Below are 16,883 nucleotides of genomic sequence, written 5' to 3'. Positions count from 1 at the left end.
GGTTGAATTCCCAAAACGGCCTTATGGATGGTTACAGGAGACGCCTCCAAACAGAAAAGCCACCCCGGAGGGTGGCTTTTTCAGTTTCACAGGTCGTTTTATTCGCGACCGTAGATGGCCATTTCGGTGTTGCTGACCTGCAGGTTGCTGATCCCAACAGAGCCGATGCTGGCAGTGGTGCCGTCACCGCCACCAACATTGATGGTCGGCATCCAGACGTCAGCCTGGAAGTTGTCCAGGTTGACACGGAGCGTCTCGCCGTTGGCAGTATCAGTCCCACTGAGTGCCTCACCCTGGCCAATGTCCATGCTGACGACAGCAGCGCCACCGCCCAGCACGTCACCGTTGCCCTGGCCTGCGCCTTTCAGGATGGAAAGGGAACCGGCGCCTGCCATGCGCATGCCTTCCAGGCCAACAGCGGCCACGTCAAACTCGGCATCCAGGTTATCAATGGCGAACCCTGCTTCAATTTCCAGGGAACCGGACGAACTGTCGCCACCAACCACATTGTCAGTGCGAGCAATGATGTCCAGCTGGCTCAGGAACACATCCATATCAATGGAGGAAACCAGCGTAGCCGAGGAATCGCCATCAGAGGACTCAAGCTGGAGGGCATTGTTATCAGTGCCACCGATGTTGAGGTTCATGTCCACCGGCACCGAATCGCCGTCCCCGTCAACCTGATAGCTCTGCACGGAAATCAGGGCATCACCATCGTTCAGGGTCAGGTCATCACCGCCAAGGGGTGTACCCGCCTTGGATCCGAAATCAGTCAGGCTGTCTTCTTCGGCCGCGCCACTGGGCAGGTCAACATTGATTGCTACGTCAAGCCCTTCACCGAAGGGACCACCGGAGTCCATGCCGCCGATGGACAGGTTGTTGACCAGCAGGGAGCCTGTAGCGTCGGTGTCAGTGCTCTGGCTGTATTCGATCTGATCCATGCTGACCTGGGTGCTCAGCTCGATGGTTACACCGGCCTGGCCAGTGGTGTCGCCCATCGCCTGATCGGACATGGCCGTGAGTTCCGCCTGTGCGGCGAACGGTGCTGCGGCAACGGCTGTTGCCAGTGCAAGTTTATTCAGGCCTTTCATGATTGTTCTCCTTAGAGATTCTTTGATTGCTTCGTTTATTTTTATTGCCGGTCATTTCTGACCGGGCAATTGTGATTCTAGGTCAGACAATCGGATCATAGAGTGAACAGGTTCACAGGTGATGACCAATGGCAGGAGGAAGGCCTGAATTGTGATTCTATTAACATTCGGTCAGATATTTAACGAAAACGGCCACCCGAGGGTGGCCGCCATACTGACCTGATCGTATTCCGGAAAGGACTGTTTACCCATTGCTCTGCTGCTGGGCCGCCTTGCGCATCATCTGCTTGACCGCCATCTGGAGTTCCGGCTTGATCTGCTGGGACACGGGCTCCCCGAAGACCCATTCGTCCTCACTGTTCTGCCAGTAAGGCACGGACATGAGCAGACCAAGGCCGCCGAGATGCTGCAGCTCAACCATCAGGAACCGCACGTCATCGATACCGCGGTCCCCCTTGATGGATTCCTTCAGCTGCTTCTGGGTTTTCTCCTTGACTCCCTCCGGCAGCGCCATGGTCATGAAGAGACCACTGGCCGCCAGATTACCCCGGAGCGCGTTGGTGATGATCGTCTTCTGGACGGCATGGGCCGCCACTTCAGCCTGCATCTTCTGCTCCGGGTTGATATGCAGGAACTGGCCTTCGCCCTGATGGTTCGAGACGTAGCCATAGGGCACAAAACTCCCATCCTCCCGGATGCTTTCCTGAGCCTTGACCTTGCCTTCCTTGAAGAGCTTTTTAAGCATTCCGACAACCAGCTTCTGCTGCTTTTCCGAAAGCTGGCCAAACGCCATTTCCTTGGCTCCCTTCTCCTCCAGGGCCTCTCCGCCCTCCTGGCCCAGCGCAGCGGTGGGAACCAGGGCACAGATGATGAGAGCACAGAGCAGCGTTCGAAACATGATATAACCTCCAGGCGTTAGCCGTACCAATCGGCCCAATTGTGCCTCACAGCACCGCGGACGCGACGTTCACGGGGTCACATCCCGAGCATTGAACGGTTAAACTGTGATGCTTTTCACTGGAATCGCCATGGAATCGACGCACGTCCTCTCACAGCTGAGCTGGTCGGAGCTGGCACAGTCCCTTGCGGACGAGCCCGGCTTCTGCCTGTTTGATGTGCCCGGCGCAACGCATGAGCCCGCGCCGATACGGGTCATGACGGCCCTGCCCCGGTTCCGTGAGACCTGTTACCGGTGCGCCGACCACACCGCCGGGCTCAGCCAGCGGGCTCGACGTGCGCCCGACGATGGCTACGGCTGGCTGCCACTGAAGCTGGGATTCGTGAGCTATGGCGACGGGGAAATGGAACTGCCAACGCGCAGGCCCTCGCCGAGCCCGCTCATCCAGGTCAACGAGTACGACTGGCTGATCCTGTATCGCCCGGAAACCGGCGCACTGGAGCTGCGCATCCACCAGGACTGCCCACCAGGGCGCCGGCAATACATCCACGGGCGCCTGAACGCGCTCACCGGTGCACACCGCCCCACGCAGAAAGCCCGTTTCCACCTGACATCGGGGTTTGCAGCGCTCCAGTCCCGCGCGGACTACATGGAGCGCATCCGGCGGATCCATGACTATATCCACGCCGGGGACGTCTACCAGGTCAACTACGCCCAACCGTTTCGGGCACACTATGAGGGCCACCCCATCCACGCCTTCCAGGCACTCCACAGGGCCAACCCCGGCCCCTGCTCGGCCTACTTCGACACCGGCGTCAACCGCATCCTGAGTCTCTCCCCGGAACGGTTCCTGAGGGTGCAACGGGGCCAGGTGGAGACCCGTCCCATCAAGGGCACCCGTGCGCGTGGCAGCACCCCCGAGGAGGACCGGAAGCTGGCGGATGCGCTCCTGAAAAGCCCCAAGGACAGGGCCGAGAACCTGATGATCGTGGACCTTCTGCGCAATGACCTGGGCCGCTGCTGCCGCATTGGCTCAGTCCGGGCCGAACCGCTTTTCGCCCTGGAAACCTTCGCCAATGTGCACCACCTGGTCTCCTGCATCACCGGGGAGCTGGCGCCCGGCCTGTCTCCCCTGGATCTGCTGCTGAACGCCTTCCCCGGCGGGTCCATCACCGGTGCCCCGAAACGCCGCGCCATGGAGGTCATCCGGGAACTGGAGGAGGAGCCCCGCGGCGTCTACTGCGGCAGTTTCTTCCACTGGACGCCATGCAACGGCTTCGACAGCACCATCGCGATCCGGACCCTGGAATGCCGTGACGGGGAGATCACCTGTTTCGGTGGGGGTGGCATCGTGGCGGACTCAGAGCCCGAGGCGGAATATCAGGAGTCGATTACCAAGATACGGCTGTTCATGGACGTGCTTGAAGCGATGACGTAGGAGCGCGCTTGCGCGCTCCTACAGGGCCTGGCTGGCGTTGAGGAAGGCCTGCCTGAGGGTTTCATAGTCATGCACGGCCGGAAACTGGGGAAACTCGCGGATGACGTTCTCGGGCGCGTGGAACAGGATACCGGCTTCAGCCTGGGCCAGCATGGTGGTGTCGTTGTAGGAGTCGCCGGTTGCGATGCACCTCATGTTGAGAAGCTGGAAGGCGCGCACGGCCTGGCGCTTGGGGTCCGGCTGGCGCAGATGGTAGTCCAGAATGGTGCCGTCTTCGCCCACGCTCAGCCGGTGGCAGAGCAGCGTCGGGTAGCTGAGCTTCTCCATCAGGGGCATGGCGAATTCGTAGAAGGTATCGGAGAGGATCACAACCTGGAAATTGCGGCGCAGCCAGTCCAGGAATTCACGGGCGCCGGGAAGGGGCTCCAGCTCACCAATGACTTCCCGGATCTCCGGAAGGCCGTAGCCATGCTGGTCCAGCAGCGCCAGCCGCTGCTGCATCAACTGGTCATAGTCCGGCACGTCCCGCGTCGTGGCCTTGAGTTCCGGTATCCCGGTTTTCTCGGCAAACGCAATCCATATTTCCGGGATCAGAACCCCTTCCAGATCCAGACAGGCCAGCTCCACGACGCCTCCTTTTACCCTGTGCCCTTGCCAGTATTGTCTTTTTGGGAGCGTCATCATAAATAAAGCCTGAACCGAATGCACGGGTAATAACGCGTCCCGGATGTTAGAATTGAGAGTGATGAATTCACCGCCGATCACGGAATCCCATTGATGGACATCGACAGTCTCAACAGCGAGCTGGCGGACGCCTCGCCCCGGAAAATCATCAAAACCGCACTGGAGCAGTTCGACCACATCGCGATCTCCTTCAGCGGCGCCGAGGACGTGGCCCTGATCGCCATGGCCCACAGCCTTAAAAAGCCCTTCAGTGTCTTTACCCTGGACACCGGCCGCCTGCACCCGGAAACCTACCGGTTCGTGGAAAAGGTGCGGCAGGCGTACGATCTCGACCTGGAGATCCTGTTCCCGGACGCGCAGGCGGTCCAGGACCTGGTCAACAGCAAGGGCCTGTTCAGCTTCTACGAGGACGGCCACGAGGAGTGCTGCGGCATCCGCAAGGTCGAACCGCTGCGGCGCAAGCTGTCGGGCCTCGATGCGTGGATCACCGGACAGCGCAAGGACCAGAGCCCCGATACCCGCAACGATGTGCCCGTGGTCCAGCAGGATACGGCCTTCGAGGGGCGTAATGGGCCGCTGGTGAAGTTCAATCCCATGGCCAACTGGTCCTCAAAGGATGTCTGGGACTACATCCGTGCCATGGAAGTACCCTATAACGAGCTGCACGACCGTGGCTTTGTGAGCATTGGCTGTGAGCCCTGCACCCGGCCGATACTCCCGGGCCAGCACGAACGCGAGGGCCGCTGGTGGTGGGAAGAAGCCACCAAGAAGGAATGTGGTCTGCATTCCGGCAACATGATCGCCAGTTCCAGCGCTGAGTGACCCCCACTCAGTAGCTGGGCAGCACCACATTCTCAAAGAGTTCATCCAGCTCCACCTGGGAGGTCCTCTGGGCGGCGGCCTCAATGAGATCCCGACTCAGGTGGGGCGCGAACCGCTGGATGAAATCAACCATGTAGGCACGCAGGAAGGTCCCCTTGCGGAAGGCGATGCGGGTGATGCTCGGCTCGAAAAGGTGCTGGGCATCCAGTGCCACCAGGTCCGTATCCACCTCCGGGTCGTGAGCCATGTGCGCCACAATTCCCACGCCCAGGCCCAGGCGCACGTAGGTCTTGATCACGTCCGCATCCGAAGCCGTGAACACAACCTTGGGCGTCAGCCCCTCGCTCTCAAAGGCCTGATCCAACCGTGACCGGCCGGTGAATCCCTGCACATAGGTCACCAGCGGGTACTTCGCCAGCTCTTCCAGGGTCAGGGTCCTGAGAGCCGCCAGTGGATGGTCCTTCGGCACCACGGCGCAGCGATTCCAGCGGTAACCCGGCATCATGATCAGGTCATGGAACTGGTCCAGGGCCTCGGTGCAGATCGCGAAGTCCACCACGCCGTTGGCCGCCATCTCGGAGATCTGCCAGGGCGTACCCTGGTTCATGTGCAGGGTCACTTCCGGGTATTCAGTCATGAACTCACGGATCAGCTTGGGCAGCGCATACCGCGCCTGGGTGTGGGTGGTTGCGATCCGCAGCTCACCCCGGCTCTGGTCACTGAACTCCTGGGCAATGCGCTTGATGCCATCGGCGCGGCGCAGGATTTCGCCCGCCTCACGGATGATGCTCTCCCCCGCGGGGGTGATCCGGGTCAGGTGCTTACCAGAGCGCGCAAAGATCTCAACCCCGAGCTCATCTTCCAGCATGCGTATCTGCTTGGAGATCCCGGGCTGCGAGGTGAACAGTTCGGCAGCGGTGGCGGAAACGTTCAGGTCATGATGGGCCACTTCCCAGATATAACGCAGTTGCTGCAGCTTCATGCCCGGTGACTCCAGTGCTTTTACGTTGATATAAGAATATAGCGTATTATTCCATTTTTTCCGCAGCCTGTCCCAGCCCCTGGCCAGCGCACGAATCACGAAGCACCTTGAACATGCAACCTCCAGCCCCGACAATGCGAAGCTGAGCACAGGAACGGGATCAGGGACTTGCCGATGTTACTGGCCACAAAATTCATGCGCCCGGCAGCGGACCCCCGTGCCATCGCCCGTCCCCGTCTCCTGGAACGGCTTCAACCCGATGCGGCACGGCGCCTGACCGCCATCACGGCCCCGGCCGGGTATGGCAAGACCACACTGGTGAACCAGTGGTGCGCGGCCCATGAGCAGCCGGTTGCCTGGCTGTCCCTGGATGAACAGGACGACGAACCTCGCCGTTTCTGGTCCTATGTCATCGGCGCCCTGGAAAACACCATCCTGGGGCACCAGGCAGCCATTCACCATTATCTGGACACTCCGGGTGCGGAGCACATAGAGGGTGCCCTGACCGCCTTCATCAACACGCTCATCGACCAGTCAGTCGAGCACGCCGACCTGATACTGGACGACTATCACCTGATCCAGGACCCCGACATCCAGCGCCAGATCACCTTCCTTGTGGATCACGCCCCACCCGCGCTGCACCTGGTTCTGCTGTCACGCACGGAACCGGCCCTGCCGCTGTCCCGGTGGCGGGTCAAGGGCTGGATGGAGGGCCTGCACGCCAGTGACCTCGCCTTTTCCGAATCCGAATGCAGCGCCTTCTTCAATCACTATATGGGGCTGGCCCTGGACGACGAGAAGGTCCGCGCCATATGGCAGCGGACCGAGGGGTGGGCTGCGGCCATGCAGCTCACGGCGCTGTCCGGCAAGAGCATGAGCTCCAGCAGCCTGTCCCGGGCCGTACTCAGTGAGGGCGATCACAGCCGCCAGATCAGTGATTACATACTGACCGAAATACTGGATCAGCAGAGACCGGATGTGCGGGATTTCCTGCTGCGAACCAGCGTCTGCCGGCGCCTGAGCGCGGACCTGTGCAACAGCATCCTGGAACGCGACGACAGCCAGGCGGTCCTGGAACAGCTGGTCCACGCGAACCTGTTCATCATTCCCCTGGATACCCGCGACCAGTGGTTCCGCTATCACGACCTGTTCCGCGAGGCCCTGGCCCAGCGCTTCAGCCAGACCGAGCCGGAGGCGTACCGGGAACTGCAGGCCCGGGCCATCCGCTGGCTGCTGAACGAGGATTACCTGCAGGAGGCGATCGTACAGCTGCTTCAGCTGGAGGACTGGGACTGGCTGGAACAGGTGCTGGAACAGTACGGCAACAACCTGATCCACACCGGCTTCCATGAGCTGGTCCACAAGTGGCTGCAGTACCTGCCGGAGGAACGGACCACCCGCAATCCACGCCTGATGATGCTCCAGATCTGGGCACTGTTCTTCCTGAACCGGCTCAACAACATCGAGCCCCTGCTGGAGCAGCTGGAAGACGCGCTGGACATCCGCGTGGCCAATTCCGACGATAACGCCGACGTGGCGCTGGCGCTGCACAACGAGATCGCGCTGATCCGTTCCTACATGGCACGCACCCGCAGCGACCACTCCAGTGCCCAGCACCTGACCCAGCAGGTTCTGAAGGATATCGACCACACCAATATCCCCCTCAAGTCCGTGACCTACTACGGCATCGGACTGGACTGCTACGCCAACGGGGATCTGGCCAGTGCCACCCATGCACTGGAATCCGCGGTGGAGCACGGGCGCCGGGAAAAGAAACACGCCACCACCCTCTCCAGCGGCGGGCTGCTGGCGTGGATCCTGTTCTACCAGGGTGAGATGGACCGGGCACTGGACGTGGGGACCAGCGTGCGCGAATGGGTGAACTCCCATCACACGGATCCCCAGCAGCCCCGGCTGGTCTCCTGCTGGCAGAACAGCGCCATGGTCCAGATCCACCGGGAGAAGAACGACCTCACCCTGGCGGATACCCACATGAACCCGCTGCTGCCACACCTGGAGACGGGCAGCGAGCCCGGCCAGCACGTGGTGATCCAGTACACCCGGGCGCACCTTGCCTTCTCCCGGGGCCAGTACCAGAACGCCATGGAATACCTGGAGGACGCGGAGCGTGTCCAGGACCAGAAACGCGATGCCATCCTGTTCGAGCCCCCGTGCCTGGAAGCACTGCATGTGCGCTGCCACCTGGCGCTGGGCGACCGCACCGGCGCACAGGCCTGGCGGGAGCGGCTTGAGAATCACAACTACCGCAACCCCATCAACCGGGAGCAGGCCCGCATCGGGCTGGCGCGGTTGCTGCTCGCGGACGGTCAGGCCGAGGAGGCGATCAACATCCTGGCGCCACTGCGGCTGTCCACAGAGAAAGGGCGCCACATCAAGCACCTGATTGAACTGCTCGCGGTATACGCGGTCTGCCTGGATCACCTCGACCGCGGGGAACAGGCCGCCGTCATGCTGCACCGCGCACTGGAGCTGGCCTCCCGGGAACGTTTCCTGCGACTCTTTGTCGAGGAAGGACCGGCGCTGGCCGCGCTGTACCGGCGTATGCCCCACCATGGCCTGCCGCTGGCTTTCCTGCGCGAACTGGACCCACTGCTGGAAGCGGAATCCGCGCCCGCCCGGACAGAATCAGAACCAGCACCGGCCACGGGAAGCACCGACGCACTCCTGGAGCCCCTGAGCCAACGCGAGATCGAGGTCCTGACACTGATCCATGCCGGTCATGCCAACAAGGAGATCGCCCAGCGCATGTCCGTGGCGCAGACCACGGTCAAGGCCCATATCCGCAATCTGTACGGCAAACTGGGGGCAAGCAGCCGGACCGGGGCACTGGCCCGTGCCCGGGAACTTGGGCTGGTCGATTAGCCAGGCCCCCAAAAATGTGATTCAATTCACACTTTGAGCGCCTTACGCCCTTTTTCCTCCCCTTTTACGCCCTTTGGACGATCCCTCTACGCCCCCTTACGCCCTACATTGGGCACCGTGAGAAGAGTCAACAGGAATTCGATTTCAGGCCTTTCGGATTTCTCCTCACGTAACTCCTTGTTCAGCCACCAGCGGTTTTCCCTGGTGGCTTTTTTCTGCCCATCCAGACAGTCAACCATTGATTTCCTGTAACAAGCTGTCATCATCGCGCGCTTCACTTTTTATGGCCGTGAGGCTCCCATGACTCCATCCGAACAGACTCCGGGCACATCGCCCAGCGATCACCGACGGCTTGGTGATCCCGTGGTTCTCGGCCTCAGCGCCGGGTTCATTGTTCTCTTCATCCTTTTCTCCCTGTACGACATCGGGCTCGTCTCCGACAGCATCGGTGAATGGTTCACCGCGACAGCGGCGGGCCTGGGCTCGTACTTCCAGCTGCTGCTGCTGGCAACCTTCTTCATTGCCCTGGGTGTGGCCATTTCGCCCGCCGCCGGCGCCCTTGTGGGGAACCGTACCACCCCGGAAATCAGCACCTTCCGCTGGCTTTCCATGATCATGTGCACCCTGCTGGCCGGCGGCGGCGTGTTCTTTGCCGCCGGTGAACCGGTCTATCACTTCGTGGTCACCCCTCCCGCGTTCAACACCGAGGCAGGCACCCCCGAAGCCGTCGCCGGCGCCCTGGCCCAATCCTTCATGCACTGGGGCTTTCTGGCCTGGGCCATCCTCGGCTCACTGACCGCGATCATCCTGGCGCACAACCACTATGATCTCGGGCACCCGCTGCGGCCCCGCACCCTGCTCTATCCGGTCTTCGGCCAGCGCCTGATGAGCGGCTGGATCGGCGGCGTGGTGGACGCCTGCTGCGTGGTGGCCGTGGTCGCCGGCACCGTGGGCCCCATCGGCTTCCTTGCCACCCAGGTCAGCTATGGCTTCGAAGTGCTTTTCGGCATTCAGGACCGCTATTCCACCCAGCTGATGATCGTCATCGCGCTGGGCGCGGTCTATGTGACCTCGGCGGTCACCGGCATCCACAAGGGCATCCAGCTGCTGAGCCGGTTCAATGTGATGCTGGCGCTGGCCATCGCGGCGGTCATCTTCATCTTTGGCCCCACGCTTTTCCTCACCAACGCCTACACACAGGGCTTCGGTGAATACATCTCCTCGTTCTTCCGCATGGGTACCATGACCTCGGAAACCGCCCCCGCGTGGTGGATGAAATGGTGGACGGTGTTCTTCTTTGCCTGGTTCATCGGCTATGGGCCGCTGATGGCGATCTTCGTGGCCCGCATCTCCCGTGGCCGCACCATCCGCGAGATGATCCTGGCAGTCGCCGTTATGGCGCCGGTCGCCACCACCGTCTGGTTTACCCTGCTGGGCGGCTCCGGCATCTTCTACCAGATGCAGGAGGTGATCGACCTGGCCGAGCCGCTTCAGAACTTCCAGTTCGATGTGGCCACCCTGACCGTTGCCCAGGCGCTGCCGGGCGGCATGCTGATGGCACTGGCGATCCTGCTGCTGACCACCATCTTTGTGGCGACCACCGGGGATTCCATGAGCTACGCGATCTCCGTGGTGGGCACCGGCCATGACGAGCCGAACCGTGCGGTACGTGTCTTCTGGGGCGTGGCCATGGCACTGATGGCGGCAATCCTGCTGTACATGGGCGAGGGCCAGATCAGTGCGCTGCAACAGTTCATCGTGATCACCGCGATTCCGGTATCACTCATCCTGTTGCCATCACTCTGGACGGGTCCCAAGGCGGCCTACGCCATGGCCCGCCAGCAGGGCCTGATCAGCCACGAGCCGCACCCCGCCCGCCAGAAGGACTGAGGGCGGCTCAGGCGGCAATCACACGGCGGAACGGCGGCAGCGCATCCAACAGCATGCTGCCGTAACGCCGGGAGACGATGCGACGGTCCAGGATCGTCACACGACCGGTGTCGGACTCACTGCGCAGCAGCCGCCCGGCGGCCTGCACCAGCCTTATCGAGGCGTCCGGCACGCTGATCTCCATGAAGGGGTTGCCGCCCCTTTCCTCAATCCATTCAGCCAGACTGGCCTCAATCGGATCATCCGGCACCGAGAACGGCAGTCGCGTGATGACCACGTGCTCCAGATAGGTTCCCGGCAGATCAATCCCTTCCGCGAAACTCGCAACCCCGAAGAGGATTGAGGTCTGGCCGTTGTCCACACGCTGGCGATGGCGGTCCAGGACCTCCGCCCGGGTGTGGTCATCCTGTGTGATGACGCAGTCCCGCCAGGTCTCCGGCAGCATGTCACGCACCCTCTGCATGTCCCGACGCGCGGTGAACAGGACCAGCGCCGCCGTGTCCCCTTCAAGCACCCCGGGCAGACGATCAACCAGCCGCTCCGCGTAGCTGGCCGGATCGCCGGGTTCCATGCTTGAGGCCGGCACCTCGACGGTGGCGTTCTCCTGATAACGGAAGTTCGAGGGAATCACCAGGCAGCGGCTGTCCGCCGGCAAGCCGGCACGCATGCTGAGGCGGTCGAAGCGGCCAAGCGCCGTGAGAGTGGCGGAGGTCAGGATGGCACCGAAACACCGGCTCCAGAGCCGGCTGAACAGGACATTATCCGCCAGCACCGGGCTGCTGTAGAGCGTGATGTCGCCATTCTCGCCACCTCGACGGTTGAGCCACCGCGCCGGCGCGGGCGTACGCGTGCTGTCCTCGCCCTCCTCGGCTTCCGGCACCGCCTCGGACCAAGCCTGCCACAGCCGCAACTGATCCTCTGCCCGGGCATGGAACTGGCCGACCACGGGGTACCAGGCTTCGGCGGTCTCGCGGTCAATATCGCCTTCCCGGCGTTCATCCATACCTTCGTCCAGAAAGTCGGCCAGCTGGTCCAGACGCCGCGTCAGCTGAACCTGTTGCTGCTGCAGTGCGGTCACCCGGGTGCTCAACTCGTCCGGCAGCCGTGCCCCCGGGAAACGGTACTGGCTGTTGCCACCGTCTTCGCCCCCTTCCCAGGGCGTGTTTTCTTCCAGCCATTCATGGACGTCCGCCAGCATCGGGTCAATTTCCCGCGCCAGATCCGTCAGCTTCTGGACCGTCCTGGCGGCCTCGGCGTCCGCTGGCAGGTGCGGCAGCAGCTGGGCCAGGGCCTGGCTCAGACTGCGCAGCCACTGGCGAGTCCCCTCCAGCCCCAGGGAGGCGGCAAAGTGGTTCAGGGCCTTATCCGGCAGGTGGTGGGCTTCGTCCATCACGTAGATGGTGTCCTCTGGCTTCGGCAGTATGGCACCGCCGCCCAGGGCCAGATCCGCCAGCACCAGGTCGTGGTTGGCCACGATCACGTCCGCATGTTCCAGCTCCGCACGCGCTGAGAAAAAGGGACAGCTGTCGAAGTAGCTGCAGCGGCGGTTGGTGCACTGGCGGTGGTCCGTGGTCACGCCCTGCCAGATGTCATCCGGAATGTGGTCCGGCCAGTGGTCACGGTCGCCGTCCCACTCGCGGGCCGCGTAGCTGGAGAAAAGCTTTTCGTGGAAGGCGCGGGTCTCCGCCGGTTCACCCGGTTCCTCCTGGAGCATGAACAGCGGAATGGTGTCGCTGTCCTGGTTACCGTGGCCATGCAGGCGCTGCTCCACCTTGGACAGGCACAGATAGCGGCCACGCCCCTTCGCCAGGGACCAGCTCACATCCAGCCCTGAATGGGCCTTCAGATCCGGCAGGTCCTTGTTCACGATCTGATCCTGGAGTGCTACCGTGGCAGTGGAGACCACCAGCTGCTTGCCCAGCTGCCGCGCCACCGGGATGGCCGCCAGCAGATAGGCGAGGGTCTTGCCTGTGCCGGTCCCGGCTTCCAGAACACAGGCCTTGTGGGCAGACGTTCGCTGGCCGTCGTTTTCCGTGATCTCACCGAGGTAGCGGGCGATTTCGGCGATCATCAGCCGCTGGCCGTAGCGCGCCCGCAGGTCCTTGCCGGCCAGCACGGCCCGATAGGCTGCCTGGATCTCAGCCTTGGTGTCCTCGTTGAGCATGCGCTCCTGTCCAAAGGTCGGTTAAGAGACCGCTCATGATAGCGGGCGGCTCCCGGAGCGTACAGGCTCAGCTCGCGATCACGTGCAGCTCAGCGCCCTTGCGGTTGTGCTGGCGCAGCCGGCGGATGCAACCCTCCAGCGTGCGTGAGATCTTGGCATGGGTACGGATCTGGGAGATCAGCGGCCAGGTGGCCCGCTCGCCCTCCAGCATCATCTCGCGCACGAATTCCGGCGACGGATTCGACATCATGCGCCGGAAGTGCCGCATCCGGTAGCGCGGTGCCAGGGTCACGTCCCCCTGGTACTGCTGGGCCATGATGGTATAGATCTGGCCGCAGGCCTGGCGGGCAAGCTCCGGCCGCATGCGCCGCCTCAGCACATCGAACAGCCCCTTGCCATGGAACTGCATCTCCGCCTTCAGCAGCGACAGGGGCAGACTCGCGAGGCTCTCCCGGGACTGTCCATGATCCCGACGCAGAAACGGCACCACATGCGGGTTGGTCTGGCTGACCAGGGTGAAGTTCACATCGTACAGGTGCATCAGGCGTTCGCGCGGCAGGTCACTCACCACCGACCCGTCCACGAAGCGCAGGCGCGGCATGTAGGGCACCGTGCCCCCCTGGTGATCCTTCTTCTGCAACTGCACGGGCGGAAAGACCCCGGGCACCGCGGAGGAGGCCAGAGCAGCGCTCCATACCAGCATATAGGGGGAGGTATAGCCACTGAGCAGCCGCGCCCCGTACTGGCCCTGGTCCGAGGAAACGCTGATGTTGGTGGAGCGGCCCGTGTGCTGGAACGCTTCCTCGAAGGTGTACTCCCCGATATTCTCACGCAGGCACTGTTCCAGCACGCTCTGGTCCATGAACCCCGCCCCGCGCAGGCCATTGATCACCCCCTTCCAGCGCCAGGCCTTGAGGTTGTGGCGTTCCGGCTCCAGAAGCTGGTCCAGCTCATCGTCCGGTGTGGTTCCGACCATGGCCGCCATCACAGCGCCGGCGCTGGACCCAGAGATGACCTGTGGGAGCAGGTCCCGTTCCCAGAGGGTGCGGATCACCCCCAGGTGGAACAGGCCAAGCGTGGCACCGCCGCTGAGCAGCAATGCCGGGCGGCCATAGCTCAGCAGGGTATCCTTGAAGAAGCCCAGCTTTTCGCTTTCGGGCAGCTCCTGCATGGGGGTGTCACACAGAAGGTTGATGGACTCACACACCTGGTTCACGTATTCCTCGATCAGGTGCTTGGTGCCCACATAGCTGTTGTGGTAGAGCGCGGGGTTCGCGATGTTGCCGAGATCGTGATGGAGCCCTTCCCGGATCGCGCGCTTGAGCCGGGCATAGTCGCCGGTCTGGTGGTAGTGGCGCAGCTCCCTCAGGCGGTCATGGATGAGGTTGTAGTTGTAGAACTCGGAGGCGAACGCCTCCTTCCATTCCACATTGCCTTCCAGATAATCCAGCTCCAGTGCCGCCGCCTTCCACTGTTCATAGGTGCGGGCCTGGGCGAGCAGTTTGCGGTAGTGCGCGATCCTGCGGTTCATAATGGACTCCATGGCCACTACCCGGGTAAACCTGACCTGAGTATAGCCCCCGATCAGAAATCCTCGAGCATCATGTCCTCATCATCATTGGCAAAGGGGTCATTTTCCACCCTGCCATCATTGACCTGGTACTCCCGACGCTGCAGATAGGCATTGCGTATGAACGTGTAACGGTCGCCCGTGATCTGCTCCTCATAGCTCAGAAGCGAGGCCCTGAGATCCACTCCGTAGAGCGCATAAAGGTAATAGACTTCGGGGGAATCCACCTCGTCCATGAGATCCGGAATAGCGTAATCCACCCCCCTGCCCGTGGCATCCCGGACCGTTGAGGGCCCCAGGAACGGCAGCATCAGGAAAGGTCCGGAGTCAGCCCCCCAGTAGCCAAAGGTCTGGCCGAAGTCCTCTTCCTTTTCCGGCAATTCCATGTAGCTGGCCACATCCACCAGCCCAAGCAACCCGAAGGTGGTGTTGAAGATGAAGCGGCCGGTGCTGATGAGCGCATCCTCGCCCTTGCCCTGGAGCAGGCTGTTGAGGATGTTGCCCGGCTCACTCAGGTTGCTGAAGAAATTGCTGACCCCGTCATTCACGGGCTCCGGCGTGACACGGTTATAGCCGCGCGCCACGGGCTTGAGCAGGTTGCGGTCCACCACCTCGTTGAAGGTGAAGATGCTGCGGTTGAACGACTCCCAGGGATCACGGTCGTCAAAGGCGGATGTATCCGCCACCTTCTGAGGATCCGCATCGCCGGGCAGTGCACTGGCGGCGCTGTCTTCCGGCTGCTGTGCAGTGGCACCGGTAGCCAGGGCCAGGGAGAGACTGAGCGCGAGCAGGGTTCGTTGCATCATCAACCTGTAAACCTGTCTGCAGGGGGATTGAAATCATCTGTTCCGGCCCTAGAATCAGCGCCATCCATAGAACAGGAGTCATCATGTCCGAGAACCAACCCGAGGGCCGACTGGTCCATGAGGAAACCTTCCCTGTCCGCTGGGGCGACCAGGATGCCTACGGCCATGTGAACAATACGGTGTATTTCAGGTTTTTTGAAGAGGCACGGATCCGTTGGTTCGACAGTCTCACACTGACAGCGGACGGCCAGGGCGAGGGCCCGGTGATCGTAACCACGAGCGCAACCTTCCACCAGGAACTGGTCTATCCCACCAGGATCAGGGTTGAAGTGCGCACCGGCAGGGCCGGCAACAGCAGCCTGGAGAACTTCTATAGGGTTCTGGGCGCTGATGACGATGCTCTCTATGCATCAGGCAGCGCCAAGGTGGTGTGGATCAATCATGACACTGGCCGCCCCACCCCCCTGCCCGACCACTTGCGATCACTGAGCGCGGAGAGCGGCCAGTAAGGGCCGCTTCAGCGCTTGCGGACCACGACGTTACCGATGGAGTAGCCAGCCCCGAAGGAACAGATGATGCCGTAATCGCCACTGTTCAGGTCGGCCTGGTACTGGTCAAAGGCGATGATGGAGCCTGCGGAGCTGGTATTGGCGTACTCATCCAGTATCACCGGCGCCTCGCCGGCTTCGGCATCACGCCCAAGGACCCGTTTGGCGATCAGCTCGTTCATGTTGAGGTTCGCCTGGTGCAGCCACATGCGCCGCAACTGATCGGTACCGAGACCAAGCGCACCCAGGTGCTCACCAATCAGCTCAGCCACCAGAGGAGAGACCTCCTTGAACACCTTGCGGCCCTCCTGAACGAACAGCTTGTCCGCCTGCCCGATGCCGGACTCGTCCGCGCGGTTCAGGAACCCGAAGTTGTTCCGGATGTTGTTGGAAAAGCGGGTCTTGAGCCGGGTGCCCAACACCTCGAAACCACGCCCAGCCGGCACATCATCCGGATGCTGGACGATGATGGCGGTGCAGGCGTCGCCGAAAATGAAGTGGCTGTCCCGGTCGCAGAAATTCAGGTGGGCACTGCAGATCTCCGGATTCACAACCAGCACCGTCCGGGCGTGCCCGTTATTGATGGCATCAACGGCGTTCTGGATGCCGAAGGTCGCGGAACTGCAGGCCACGTTCATGTCGTAGGCAAAGCCTTCCACGCCGAGCGCATCCTGGACTTCAACCGCTACCGCCGGATAGGGGCGCTCCAGGTTCGAACAGGCAACAATCACCGCATCCAGATCCTCCGCCCTGATCCCGGCCCGTTCCAGTGCCTGATTCGTGGCCTTGACCGACATCTCACACTGGATGCCATAGTCCGAGTTCGGGCGCTGCGGAATAGAGGGCTTCATGCGCTCGGGGTCCAGGATGCCTTCCTTGTCCATCACATGCCGGCGCTTGATGCCTGAGGCCTTCTCGATGAACGCCGAGGATGAAGGCTGCAGCGCTTCCACATCGCCACGCTCAATCGCGTCCGCGTTGCGTTCGTTGTGGCGTTCGACGTAGGCGTTGAAGGCTTCCACCAGTTCGTCGTTGTCGATGACGCTGGGCGGCGAGAAAAGACCGGTGGCGCTGATGACTGCTGAGGACACGGGATAGACTCCGGTT

13 protein-coding genes are annotated in these 16,883 nt (G+C 62.1%); 5 read left to right on the top strand and 8 right to left on the bottom strand.

Annotation, left to right across the window (positions count from 1 at the left end):
- Positions 1-98 precede the first annotated feature (98 nt).
- Positions 99-1,091 (bottom strand): DUF6160 family protein, encoded by a 993-nt coding sequence (locus CK501_RS05335; RefSeq protein WP_095616714.1) that lies wholly within the window; start codon positions 1,089-1,091, stop codon positions 99-101.
- A gap of 244 nt (positions 1,092-1,335) precedes the next feature.
- Positions 1,336-1,989 carry a hypothetical protein gene (locus CK501_RS05330; RefSeq protein WP_095616713.1) on the bottom strand — a complete coding sequence of 218 codons (654 nt, stop codon included), beginning with the start codon at positions 1,987-1,989 and terminating at the stop codon, positions 1,336-1,338.
- Positions 1,990-2,119: 130 nt separating this feature from the next.
- Between CK501_RS05330 and pabB the strand changes: the two genes are divergently transcribed.
- On the top strand, positions 2,120-3,427 hold the full coding sequence (gene pabB / locus CK501_RS05325) for an aminodeoxychorismate synthase component I (RefSeq protein WP_198949410.1): 1,308 nt from the start codon (positions 2,120-2,122) through the stop codon (positions 3,425-3,427).
- 18 nt (positions 3,428-3,445) lie between these two features.
- Here pabB and thrH read toward each other — a convergent pair whose 3' ends face one another.
- Entirely contained in the window at positions 3,446-4,054 is a 609-nt protein-coding gene (thrH, locus tag CK501_RS05320; protein WP_095616712.1) for a bifunctional phosphoserine phosphatase/homoserine phosphotransferase ThrH, read from the bottom strand.
- Positions 4,055-4,204: 150 nt separating this feature from the next.
- On the opposite strand from thrH, the gene CK501_RS05315 reads away from it, so the two are divergent.
- A complete protein-coding gene (locus tag CK501_RS05315; RefSeq protein ID WP_198949409.1) occupies positions 4,205-4,933 on the top strand; it encodes a phosphoadenylyl-sulfate reductase in 729 nt (242 codons plus the stop codon).
- A gap of 7 nt (positions 4,934-4,940) precedes the next feature.
- Here the strand turns inward: CK501_RS05315 and cysB are convergent, their stop codons facing one another.
- Complete coding sequence (gene cysB / locus CK501_RS05310) at positions 4,941-5,915, bottom strand: HTH-type transcriptional regulator CysB (protein WP_095616710.1); 975 nt, start codon at positions 5,913-5,915, stop codon at positions 4,941-4,943.
- A 174-nt stretch (positions 5,916-6,089) separates the two neighbouring features.
- Between cysB and CK501_RS05305 the strand changes: the two genes are divergently transcribed.
- Together CK501_RS05305 and CK501_RS05300 are read left to right on the top strand one after the other, a co-directional pair.
- Entirely contained in the window at positions 6,090-8,798 is a 2,709-nt protein-coding gene (locus CK501_RS05305) for a LuxR C-terminal-related transcriptional regulator (RefSeq protein WP_095616709.1), read from the top strand.
- A gap of 300 nt (positions 8,799-9,098) precedes the next feature.
- Positions 9,099-10,688, top strand: a complete 1,590-nt coding sequence (locus tag CK501_RS05300) for a BCCT family transporter (RefSeq protein ID WP_095616708.1) — start codon at positions 9,099-9,101, stop codon at positions 10,686-10,688.
- 7 nt (positions 10,689-10,695) lie between these two features.
- Here CK501_RS05300 and dinG read toward each other — a convergent pair whose 3' ends face one another.
- The 3 genes from dinG to CK501_RS05285 all read right to left on the bottom strand — a co-directional run bounded on the left by dinG (position 10,696) and on the right by CK501_RS05285 (position 15,228).
- Positions 10,696-12,852 (bottom strand): ATP-dependent DNA helicase DinG, encoded by a 2,157-nt coding sequence (gene dinG / locus CK501_RS05295; protein ID WP_095616707.1) that lies wholly within the window; start codon positions 12,850-12,852, stop codon positions 10,696-10,698.
- A gap of 67 nt (positions 12,853-12,919) precedes the next feature.
- A complete protein-coding gene (locus tag CK501_RS05290) occupies positions 12,920-14,383 on the bottom strand; it encodes a DUF3336 domain-containing protein (protein ID WP_233128849.1) in 1,464 nt (487 codons plus the stop codon).
- A 53-nt stretch (positions 14,384-14,436) separates the two neighbouring features.
- The gene (locus CK501_RS05285; protein WP_095616705.1) at positions 14,437-15,228 is read right to left on the bottom strand and encodes an MlaA family lipoprotein; all 792 of its coding nucleotides are present in this window, start codon (positions 15,226-15,228) and stop codon (positions 14,437-14,439) included.
- A gap of 83 nt (positions 15,229-15,311) precedes the next feature.
- On the opposite strand from CK501_RS05285, the gene CK501_RS05280 reads away from it, so the two are divergent.
- Positions 15,312-15,737, top strand: a complete 426-nt coding sequence (locus CK501_RS05280; RefSeq protein WP_095616704.1) for an acyl-CoA thioesterase — start codon at positions 15,312-15,314, stop codon at positions 15,735-15,737.
- Between the two features lie 8 nt (positions 15,738-15,745).
- Here CK501_RS05280 and CK501_RS05275 read toward each other — a convergent pair whose 3' ends face one another.
- A complete protein-coding gene (locus CK501_RS05275) occupies positions 15,746-16,867 on the bottom strand; it encodes a beta-ketoacyl-ACP synthase III (protein WP_095616703.1) in 1,122 nt (373 codons plus the stop codon).
- Positions 16,868-16,883: the final 16 nt, after the last annotated feature.

It is taken from the genome of Halovibrio salipaludis (assembly GCF_002286965.1).
GTDB classification, from domain to species: Bacteria; Pseudomonadota; Gammaproteobacteria; order Pseudomonadales; family Oleiphilaceae; genus Halospina; species Halospina salipaludis.
Note: the sequence above shows the minus strand (reverse complement) of the source record. Positions and strands in the feature narration are given on the sequence as shown.

What these genes read in the sequence shown, in the direction of transcription:
- CK501_RS05300 (WP_095616708.1), top strand. Translation starts at nt 9,099, where the DNA reads ATGACTCCATCCGAACAGACTCCGGGCACATCGCCCAGCGATCACCGA.
- cysB (WP_095616710.1), bottom strand. Translation starts at nt 5,915, where the DNA reads ATGAAGCTGCAGCAACTGCGTTATATCTGGGAAGTGGCCCATCATGAC.
- dinG (WP_095616707.1), bottom strand. Translation starts at nt 12,852, where the DNA reads ATGCTCAACGAGGACACCAAGGCTGAGATCCAGGCAGCCTATCGGGCC.
- CK501_RS05315 (WP_198949409.1), top strand. Translation starts at nt 4,205, where the DNA reads ATGGACATCGACAGTCTCAACAGCGAGCTGGCGGACGCCTCGCCCCGG.
- pabB (WP_198949410.1), top strand. Translation starts at nt 2,120, where the DNA reads ATGGAATCGACGCACGTCCTCTCACAGCTGAGCTGGTCGGAGCTGGCA.
- CK501_RS05290 (WP_233128849.1), bottom strand. Translation starts at nt 14,383, where the DNA reads ATGAACCGCAGGATCGCGCACTACCGCAAACTGCTCGCCCAGGCCCGC.
- CK501_RS05280 (WP_095616704.1), top strand. Translation starts at nt 15,312, where the DNA reads ATGTCCGAGAACCAACCCGAGGGCCGACTGGTCCATGAGGAAACCTTC.
- CK501_RS05335 (WP_095616714.1), bottom strand. Translation starts at nt 1,091, where the DNA reads ATGAAAGGCCTGAATAAACTTGCACTGGCAACAGCCGTTGCCGCAGCA.
- CK501_RS05285 (WP_095616705.1), bottom strand. Translation starts at nt 15,228, where the DNA reads ATGATGCAACGAACCCTGCTCGCGCTCAGTCTCTCCCTGGCCCTGGCT.
- CK501_RS05330 (WP_095616713.1), bottom strand. Translation starts at nt 1,989, where the DNA reads ATGTTTCGAACGCTGCTCTGTGCTCTCATCATCTGTGCCCTGGTTCCC.
- CK501_RS05305 (WP_095616709.1), top strand. Translation starts at nt 6,090, where the DNA reads ATGTTACTGGCCACAAAATTCATGCGCCCGGCAGCGGACCCCCGTGCC.